The 8,772-nt window shown below is 71.2% G+C and carries 8 protein-coding genes; 5 read left to right on the top strand and 3 right to left on the bottom strand.

Going from position 1 to position 8,772, the window contains the following annotated elements; all coding sequences use genetic code 11:
* Window positions 1-39 precede the first annotated feature (39 nt).
* Window positions 40-711, bottom strand: coding sequence for a DUF3043 domain-containing protein (locus SACSA_RS0108775; RefSeq protein ID WP_028661697.1), 672 nt, complete (start codon window positions 709-711; stop codon window positions 40-42).
* A gap of 136 nt (window positions 712-847) precedes the next feature.
* Here SACSA_RS0108775 and SACSA_RS0108770 point away from each other — a divergent pair, with 136 nt between their 5' ends.
* From SACSA_RS0108770 to SACSA_RS0108760, 3 genes are all read left to right on the top strand, one after another.
* Window positions 848-1,225, top strand: a complete 378-nt coding sequence (locus tag SACSA_RS0108770) for a HesB/IscA family protein (RefSeq protein WP_019815151.1) — start codon at window positions 848-850, stop codon at window positions 1,223-1,225.
* A gap of 288 nt (window positions 1,226-1,513) precedes the next feature.
* The gene (locus tag SACSA_RS0108765; RefSeq protein ID WP_048876582.1) at window positions 1,514-2,449 is read left to right on the top strand and encodes a carbohydrate kinase family protein; all 936 of its coding nucleotides are present in this window, start codon (window positions 1,514-1,516) and stop codon (window positions 2,447-2,449) included.
* An 85-nt stretch (window positions 2,450-2,534) separates the two neighbouring features.
* Entirely contained in the window at window positions 2,535-3,944 is a 1,410-nt protein-coding gene (locus SACSA_RS0108760) for an FAD-binding oxidoreductase (RefSeq protein ID WP_019815149.1), read from the top strand.
* A 43-nt stretch (window positions 3,945-3,987) separates the two neighbouring features.
* Here the strand turns inward: SACSA_RS0108760 and asnB are convergent, their stop codons facing one another.
* Window positions 3,988-5,916: an asparagine synthase (glutamine-hydrolyzing) gene (asnB, locus tag SACSA_RS0108755; protein WP_019815148.1), complete on the bottom strand. Its 1,929-nt coding sequence runs from the start codon at window positions 5,914-5,916 to the stop codon at window positions 3,988-3,990.
* Window positions 5,917-6,057: 141 nt separating this feature from the next.
* On the opposite strand from asnB, the gene ctaC reads away from it, so the two are divergent.
* On the top strand, window positions 6,058-7,005 hold the full coding sequence (ctaC, locus tag SACSA_RS0108750; RefSeq protein ID WP_019815147.1) for an aa3-type cytochrome oxidase subunit II: 948 nt from the start codon (window positions 6,058-6,060) through the stop codon (window positions 7,003-7,005).
* Window positions 7,006-7,057: 52 nt separating this feature from the next.
* On the top strand, window positions 7,058-7,477 hold the full coding sequence (locus SACSA_RS0108745; RefSeq protein ID WP_019815146.1) for a cytochrome c oxidase subunit 4: 420 nt from the start codon (window positions 7,058-7,060) through the stop codon (window positions 7,475-7,477).
* Between the two features lie 103 nt (window positions 7,478-7,580).
* Here the strand turns inward: SACSA_RS0108745 and trpD are convergent, their stop codons facing one another.
* Window positions 7,581-8,606 carry an anthranilate phosphoribosyltransferase gene (gene trpD / locus SACSA_RS0108740; RefSeq protein WP_028661696.1) on the bottom strand — a complete coding sequence of 342 codons (1,026 nt, stop codon included), beginning with the start codon at window positions 8,604-8,606 and terminating at the stop codon, window positions 7,581-7,583.
* Window positions 8,607-8,772: the final 166 nt, after the last annotated feature.

The raw sequence follows: 8,772 nt of genomic DNA, 5'->3' as shown, positions 1-8,772 counted from the left end.
CCCGGGGCGCCTCCGGCTGTCCGGTCGCGGGCGAGGCGCTCAGTCGACCCGCTGGCCCGGGCGGACCCGCGGCTTGGGCACGCGGAGCCTGCGGATCTGGCTCGCGCGGACGAAGGCGTACCAGCCGACCGAGGCTCCCCGCACGGTCTCGTTCGGGAACTTGTCGCGGACGAGCCGGGCGATGCGCCGCCCGTTGAGGAACCCTTCGATGATCATGAACAACAGCAGCACCGTCGTCAGCAGTGTCGCGTACGTCTGCACCGCCGGGATCGGCACCAGCAGCGTGAGGAACACGACGACGGCCATCGGCATGAACAGCCCCAGCAGGCTGCGCCGGGAGTCGACGAGGTCGCGCACGTAGGCCTTCACGGGGCCCCGGTCCCTGGGCAGCAGGTAGCGCTCGTCCCCGGCCATCATCCGCTCGCGGCGCTCCCGCGCGGCGGCCCGGCGCTCCTCCTTGCTCACCGGGTTGCGCTTGCGCAGTTCGCGATTGCGCCGGATGGCTTCCCGCGTCGTGCGCGGTGGCGGCGCGACCGGCCCCCTGCGGCGGCCCTCGGCCTCGCGGCGGCTCGGCGTCGGACGTCCCTTGCCCGGCGTGTAACCCCTCCGGACGTGAGATCCGGTGGACGCGTCGTCGCCGGCCTCGGCGTCGGCGGCGTCGGCCCCGGTGACATCTGCCTCTTCGGTGGTGGAGCGGCGCAGGAACCTCACCACACCAGGGTATTCCAGCGGTCGCCGTCGATGTTCACGCGGTCGGAACATGTGTCACCATGGGAAGCGGGAACAGATCGGGTGCCTGTCGTGTTGCACTCGGTACCCGCCTGCACCAACACCGTGAGGGAGAGTCATGACGACCGCTGAGCAGACCGGCAACACCCCCGCCGACGCCGGCGAAGCCACGCACGGCGTCATCCTGACCGACGCCGCCGCCTCCAAGGCGAAGGCGCTGCTCGACCAAGAGGGTCGCGACGACATGCACCTGCGCATCGCCGTCCAGCCCGGTGGCTGCGCCGGCCTGCGGTACCAGCTGTTCTTCGACGAGCGCACGCTCGACGGGGATCTGTTCCGGGAATTCAACGGCCTGCGCGTCGCCGTCGACCGGATGAGCGCACCGTACGTGCAGGGCGCCGAGATCGACTTCGTGGACAGCATCGAGAAGCAGGGCTTCACCATCGACAACCCGAACGCGGGCGGGTCCTGCGCCTGCGGCGACTCCTTCCACTGAGGCCGCCGGGCCGCAGAGTCACGCGACCACACGCCATGCCCCCTGCGGCCCCGGCCCAGGGGGCATGGCCCTGTCGGCACCCGCCACCTCGGTTCGCTGGCGTGCCGTCAAGGCCCCCTTGGCTGCGTTCAACGCAGTGAAGGAGGCCTTGACGGCACGTCAATGACGGGGAGGGGACCGTCCGGGTGACAGTGCTGGGCCGGGCGTCCGTATGCGGGGACAATCGCGAGTGTGACAGCGGCGTCGGCGACCGTCGTGGTGTGCGGCAGCATCGCCACCGACCACCTCATGCGCTTTCCGGGCCGGTTCGCCGACCAGATCGTGCCGGAGTCGCTGGACCGGCTCTCCCTCAGCTTCCTGGCCGACGACCTGGTGGTGCGCCGGGGTGGCGTCGGCGCCAACATCGCCTTCGGCCTCGGCGTGCTCGGCGTGGCGCCGATCCTCGTGGGTGCCGTCGGGGACGACGCGGCCGACCACCGTGCGTGGTTGCGACGCCACGGGGTGGACACCTCAGGGGTCCACGTCTCCGAGATCGCGCACACGGCGCGCTTCGTCTGCACCACCGACCGCGAACTGTGCCAGATCGCGACCTTCTACCCCGGCGCGATGGCCGAGGCCCGGCAGCTCGAACTCGCCCCCGTCGTCGAGCGGGCGGGCGGGGTCGACCTGGTGCTGGTCGGTCCCGACGACCCGGAGGCGATGCTGCGGCACGCCGACGAGTGCCGGGCCCGTGGCTATCCGTTCGCGGCCGACCCCTCCCAGCAGCTCGCGGGGATGGACGGCGCGCGGATCCGGTTGGTCGTCGACGGCGCCGCGATCCTGTTCGGCAACGACTACGAATGGGGCCTCCTGCTGCGCAAAACCGGCTGGACGGCCTCCGACGTGCACGCCCGCGTCGGCCTGCGGGTGATCACCCACGGTGCCGAGGGCGCCGAGGTGGTCGCCGGCGACGGGACCCACCTGCGCGTGCCCGCCGTGCCCGCGCGGTCGTCGCCCGACCCGACCGGTGTGGGCGATGCGTTCCGCGCGGGCTTCCTCGCGGGCCACCACCACGGCCTCGGTCTCGAACGGTGCGCACAGCTCGGCTGCCTCGTGGCGGTGCTGGTGCTGGAGACCGTCGGGACGCAGGAGTGGGAGTTCGACCGCGGCGCCGCGCTGACCCGGCTGGCCGAGACCTACGGCGCCGACGCGGCCGACGAGATCGCCACCGCGCTGCCCGGCTGATCCGGGTGCCGATTCCCCGCCGGAAGCCGTAACGCCGGACCCGCCCCTGCGACTCTCCCTGGTGACCCAGCCAGAGGGAGGCACGATGACCGGCGATCAACTCGACTCCGGCGCCGTCAGCACGTTGCGCGACCGCATCGGCGGGCGCGTGGTGACCCCCGCGGAGCCCGACTACGAGGACAACCGCGCGATCTTCAACGCGATGATCACATCGCGGCCCCGCGTGATCGCGCGCTGCACGACCCCCACCGACATCGCCACGGCCGTGGAGTTCGCCCGGGATCACGGTCTCGAGGTGGCGGTACGCGCGGGCGGGCACAGTGTGGCGGGCGCGAGCCTGGCCGACGGCGGGCTCGTCGTGGACCTGCGGCCGATGAACCGGGTCACGGTCGACCCGCGACGCCGCACGGCCACAGCGCAGGGCGGCGCGACCTGGGCCGACTTCGACGAGGCCACCCAGCCGTATCGGCTGGCCACCACGGGGGGACGGGTGTCCAGCACGGGCGTGGCGGGACTGACTCTCGGCGGTGGGTCCGGCTGGCTGGAACGCCAATTCGGCCTCGCCTGCGACAGCCTCATCTCCGCCGAGCTGACCACCGCCGACGGCCGTACGGTGATCGCCGACGAGCACACCAACCCGGACCTGTTCTGGGCCCTGCACGGTGGCGGCGGGAACTTCGGGGTCGCCACGGCCCTGACCTTCGCCCTGCACCCGCTCCCGGAGTTCTCCGTGGCGCTGCTGCTCTGGCCTGGCGAGGACGGGCGTGACCTCGCCCGGCTCTACCGCGACCTGCTCGACGACGCCCCCGGTGCGGTGGGCGGCGGCCTGCTCTACCTCACCGGTCCGGACGACGACTTCGTCCCGAGGGCTCTGGTGAACACGCTGTGCTGCGGGGTGCTGGTCACCTACGCGGGGCCGCAGTCCGCGTTGCGGGACTTCGCCGCGCCCCTACTGGACGCTCGCCCATCCGGGCAGCTTGTCGGCGACATGCCCTACGCCGAGTTGCAGCGCATGCTCGACGATCCGCCGGGCCAGCGCAACTACTGGTCCGACGAGAATCTGCGTGAGCTCGGGGACGGAGCGCTCGACCGCTTCTGCGCCCGCGTCGCCGACATGCCGGTGCCCACGGCCTCGCAGCAATTGCTCTTCCCGTGGGGTGGTGCGGTCGCGCACGGCCAGGCGTGGCCGGGCTTCGACCGCACGGCCGCGTGGGCGGTGCACCCGTTCGGTGTGTGGACCGACCCGGCCGACGACGACCGGGCGCGCGCCTGGGCCCGCGCGCTGTGCGCCGACGTGCGTCCCTGGTCCACCGGTGACGTCTACCTCAACTTCATCGGGGACGAGGGCTCCGACCGGGTGATCGCCGGGTACGGGGTGGAGAACTACCACAGGCTCGCCGGTATCAAGGCCGAGTACGACCCGGACAACGTCTTCCACCGCTGGCACGACATCGTGCCGCGCCGCGAGGGCGAGGCGCTGGTGGGCGCGCCCTGACGGACCCGCCCACCGGGCCGCGGCGCGGTGGGCGGGTCCGGTCTCAGAGCTTGACGGGGTAGTGCGGTTCGGGCACGTCCGGTTTGATCCGGCCCTCGACGAAGATCCCGTGCCAGAGCATGAACACCAGCAGGGCCCACAGGCGCCTGCTGTGGTCGAGCGTGCCCGACTTGTGCTCGTCGAGCAGCGCCAGCATGGCCCGCTTGTCGAGCAGCTCGTCGGTCCCCGAGTCGCTGATGATGCCGCGTGCCCAGTCGTACATGTCGCTGCGAAGCCAGTGCCGGATCGGCACGGGGAAGCCGAGCTTGCGCCGGTTCAGCACGTGCGCGGGCACGATGCCGTCCAGCGCGCGGCGCAGCGCGAACTTCGTCGTCTCCTGGGTGATCTTCTGGTCCAGCGGGACGGTCGAGGCCACCCGGAAGACCTCGGGGTCGAGGAACGGCACCCGCAGCTCCAGCGAGTTCGCCATGGTCATCTTGTCGGCCTTGACGAGGATGTCGCCGCGCAGCCAGGTGAACAGGTCGACGTGCTGCATCCGGGCGACCGGGTCCCACCCCCGCGAGAGCGCGTACCAGGGTGCGGTCACGTCCTGGTGCCCCACGTCAGGGCGGAAGGTGCGCAGGACGCGCCGGAGCTGGTCGTCCCGGAAGATGCGCGCGTTGCCGTAGTAGCGCTCCTCCAGCGTGAGCGAGCCCCGGCGCAACAGGTCCTTGCCGCGGGTCCCCTCGGGGATGGCCGACGAGACCTTGCCGATCAGTTTGCGCACGCCGCCGGGCACCTTCTCGAACGGCGCGAGCGACAGCGGCTCCCGGTAGATCGTGTACCCGCCGAAGAGCTCGTCGGAGCCCTCCCCGGACAGCACGACCTTGACGTGCTTACGGGCCTCCCGCGCGATGAACCACAGCGGCACCAGCGCCGGGTCGGCCACCGGATCGTCGAGGTACCACACGATCAGCGGCAGCGTCTCCATCATCTCCTCGGCGGAGACGGTGCGCACCACGTGCTTGACCCCGATCGCGGCGGCCGACTCCGCCGCGACGTCGACCTCCGAGTAGCCCTCCCGCTCGAACCCGGTGGTGAATGTCACCAGGTTCGGGTTGTGCTCCTTGGCCAGCGCCGCGATGGCCGTCGAGTCGATGCCGCCCGACAGGAACGCGCCGACGGTGACGTCGGCGCGCATGTGCTGGGACACCGAGTCCCGCATCACCTCGGCGATGCGCTCGTGCAGCGCCGCCACGCCCGCGGGGCCGGACACCGGCTGCGCGCGGAACTCCGGTGAGAAGTAGCGCTCGAGCTTCAGCTCACCTCCGGGCGCGATGGTGAACGAGGTGCCCGACTCGATGCGCCGCACGCTCTGGTGCAGCGACTCCGGCTCGGGGACGTACTGCAACGCCAGGTAGTGCTGGAGCGCGGTGCGGTCGACCTCGTCGGAGAGCCCGAGGGTCGCGGACAGTTCGAGCAGGCTCTTCTTCTCGCTGGCGAAAGCCGTCCCGTGCGGGCCCGTGGCGTAGAACAACGGCTTGATCCCGAACGGGTCCCTGGCGCCGAAGACCACCTCGCGCTCGGAGTCCCAGATCAGGAACGCGAACATGCCGCGCAGCTTGCCCACCGCGGCCGGGCCCAGATGGTGGTAGGCCGCGACGATCGCCTCGGTGTCCCCTTCTGTGGTGAACTTCGCACCGTGCTCGTCGGCGAGCTGCCTGCGCAGTTCGACGTAGTTGTAGATCTCACCGTTGAAGTTGATCGTGTACCGGCTCGGATTGTCCTCGGGACCCCAGGTCAGCGGCTGGTGGGAGTGGTCGACGTCGATGATGGCGAGCCGGTTGAAGCCGTAGACGATCTCGCCCTCGGCCCACGTGTCGGTCTCGTCGGGGCCGCGATGCCGTTGGCAGCGCAGCGCCCGTCCGACCGCGTCACGGGCCGTCGCCGCGTCGTTCTCGCTGGCACACACCAGTCCAAGCAGGCCGCACACGCCTTCTCACACACCCCTTGTTCGTCACCGCCGAAGTCGTAAGGGGCAAGTATGCAGGGGAAGGCGGTGCGTCCGCTTCTCCGGGTCTCGGCTAGAGTCGGCAGGCGTCGCAGGAGGATCGGGCGAGGAGGCATCACGTCAGTGGGCGTTCCAGAGCGCGCTCCGGGCAGGAGCCGGGGCAGGGTCGGCAAGACAGCCGCGCTCGCGGGACTCGTCGCTGTCACGGCGACCGGGTGTTCCGGTGAGGAGATTCTGCGGTTCGGCTGGCCGGTCGGTGTCACGCCGGAGGCCGAGCAGATGCGGACGTTCTGGACCTGGTCGGTCATCGCCGCCCTCGTCGTGGGCGTGATCGTGTGGGGCTTGATCTTCTGGAGCTCGGCGTTCCACCGCAAGAAGAAGAACGAGACCGAGGCGCTGCCGCGGCAGTTCCAGTACAACGTGCCGTTGGAGCTGTTCGTGGTCGTGGTGCCGGTCATCATGGTCTGCGTGCTGTTCTTCTTCACGGCGGTGACCGAGAGCTCGGTCCTGGCCGAGGAGGAGGACCCGGACGTCGTGGTCGACGTGACGGCGTTCCAGTGGAACTGGGAGTTCAGCTACCCCGGTACCCGGACCCCGGACGGCGAGCCGGTGAGCACCGTCGGGAGTTCGAGCGAGATCCCGCTGCTGGTGCTGCCGACCGACCAGCGGGTCCAGTACAACCTCGAGTCCACCGACGTCATCCACTCGTTCTGGGTGCCCGCGTTCCACTTCAAGCGGGACGTGATGCCGCACCCGGAGAAGAACAACCAGGACAACACCTTCCAGAACAGCATCGACCGTGAAGGCGCCTTCGTCGGCCGTTGCGCCGAGCTGTGCGGCTCCTATCACGCGATGATGAACTTCGAGGTGCGGGCGCTGTCGCCGGACAAGTTCGACCGCTACCTCGCGCTGCGGCAGCAGGTGAACCCGGACTCGGGCCTGCCGTACACGGCGGCCGAGGCGCTGACCGTCATGCAGGGCGAGGGCTGTGACGAGCAGCTGTGCAGCCCGACCGCCACGACCACGACACCGTTCGCGACCGACCGCACGCTGCGCACCGCGTCCGGCTGAGCGCGGCCGCCGCGAAGTGAACCCAGCGATCGAGTGAGAAGGACACACGCTGATGAAGGTGGAAGCCCGGGTTTTCGACATCGTCGCGGTCTTCAGTTTCGTCGTGGCGATCGTCTACGCGGTGCTGACCGGCTCCATGACCCGCGACGGCGTCGAGCCGATCGGTACGGTCGCGCTGCTGCTCACGGGTGCTCTCACCCTGCTGGTCGGTAGCTACTTCCGCTTCGTCGCGCGGCGCATCGAGCCCCGGCCGGAGGACCACGAGGAAGCCGAGATCAGTGACGGCGCCGGCGAACTCGGCTTCTTCAGCCCGGGCAGCTACTGGCCCGTGGGCGTGGCGGCGGGCTCCGCGCTCGTGGGCATCGGACTGGCCTTCTTTCAGGTGTGGCTCATCGTGCTCAGCGGTATCGCGCTGCTAATCGCGATCGGCGGCCTGGTGTTCGAGTACCACACCGGCCCCGGCCACCACTGACGCCGACCGCGCCCGACGCGAACGAAGGCCCCCGCACCCGTCCGAGGAGGGTGCGGGGGCCTTCGTCGTGGTCTCCGTCGCCGTCGTGCGAGAGCCCCGCCACTCAGGCGCGGGCGGACCAGCGCGCCAGCAGGTCGGAGGCCGCGCCCGAGTCGACGGCGTGGGCGGCGAGATCGAGGCCCGCCCGCAGGTCCGCGGTCAGGTCGCCGGAGAACCCCGCGTAGGCGGCGAGCGCGCCCGCCGCGTTGATCAGCACCGCGTCGCGGACGGGGCCGGGCTTGCCGCCGAGCACCTGCCGGGCCACCTCGGCGTTGGTGGCCGCGTCTCCACCGCGCAACGCTTCGGCGGTCGTGCGGGGGATACCGAGCGCGGTCGGGTCGATCACGCCCGTGCGGACCTCGCCTCCGGAGACGATCCACGCCGTGCTGGTGGTGGTCGTGGTGATCTCGTCGAGGCCGTCGTCGCCCCGCACGAGCAGGACGGTGTCTCCGCGCCGGGCGAAGACGTCGGCGAGCACCCGCGTCTTGTCCGAGTAGGCGCAGCCGATCAGCGCCGCGCCGGGCTGAGCCGGGTTGGTCAGCGGGCCCAGCAGGTTGAACGTCGTCGGGATGCCCAGCTCGCGTCGTGGGCCGCCCGCGTTGCGCAGGGCAGGATGGAAGGTGGGGGCGAAGCAGAAGCCGATGCCGAGCTCGGTCACGCAGCGCGCGACCTCCTCGGGGTCGGCCTCGATCCGCACGCCCAGCGCCTCAAGTACGTCGGCGGCGCCCGACTTCGACGACGCGGCCCGGTTGCCGTGCTTGACCACCGGCGTGCCCGCCGCCGCCACGACCAGCGAGGCCATCGTCGAGATGTTCACCGAGCCGGAGCGGTCCCCGCCGGTCCCGACGATGTCGACCGTACGGACGTCGAGCCGGACCGTGCGCGCGTGCGCCAGCATCGCGCGCGCCATGCCCGCGATCTCGGCGGCGCTCTCACCCTTCGCGCGCAGGGCCACCGCGAACCCACCGATCTGGGCCGGGGTGGCCGTGCCCGACATCACCTGGTCCATCGCCCACGCGGTGGCCTCCTCGGAGAGGTCGGCACGGTCGACGAGCCGGGTGAGCACTGCGGGCCAGGTGTGTTCAGGCATGTTCGTCTCCGCTCCCGGCCGGGACCGGCCGCCGACCACGTCGGCGCGCCTCCCGCCGGTTCACCTCGTACGGAGCCGTCCGCGGGGCGGGCGGCGTCGTGAAAGTCGTGTGCCCCACCTCGCAAGGCCCGCGGTGTCCGCGGGCCACGCGGTGGGGGATGAGCCG

The sequence above is a fragment of the Saccharomonospora saliphila YIM 90502 genome (assembly GCF_000383795.1).
Taxonomy (GTDB): Bacteria; Actinomycetota; Actinomycetes; order Mycobacteriales; family Pseudonocardiaceae; genus Saccharomonospora; species Saccharomonospora saliphila.
Note: the sequence above shows the minus strand (reverse complement) of the source record. Positions and strands in the feature narration are given on the sequence as shown.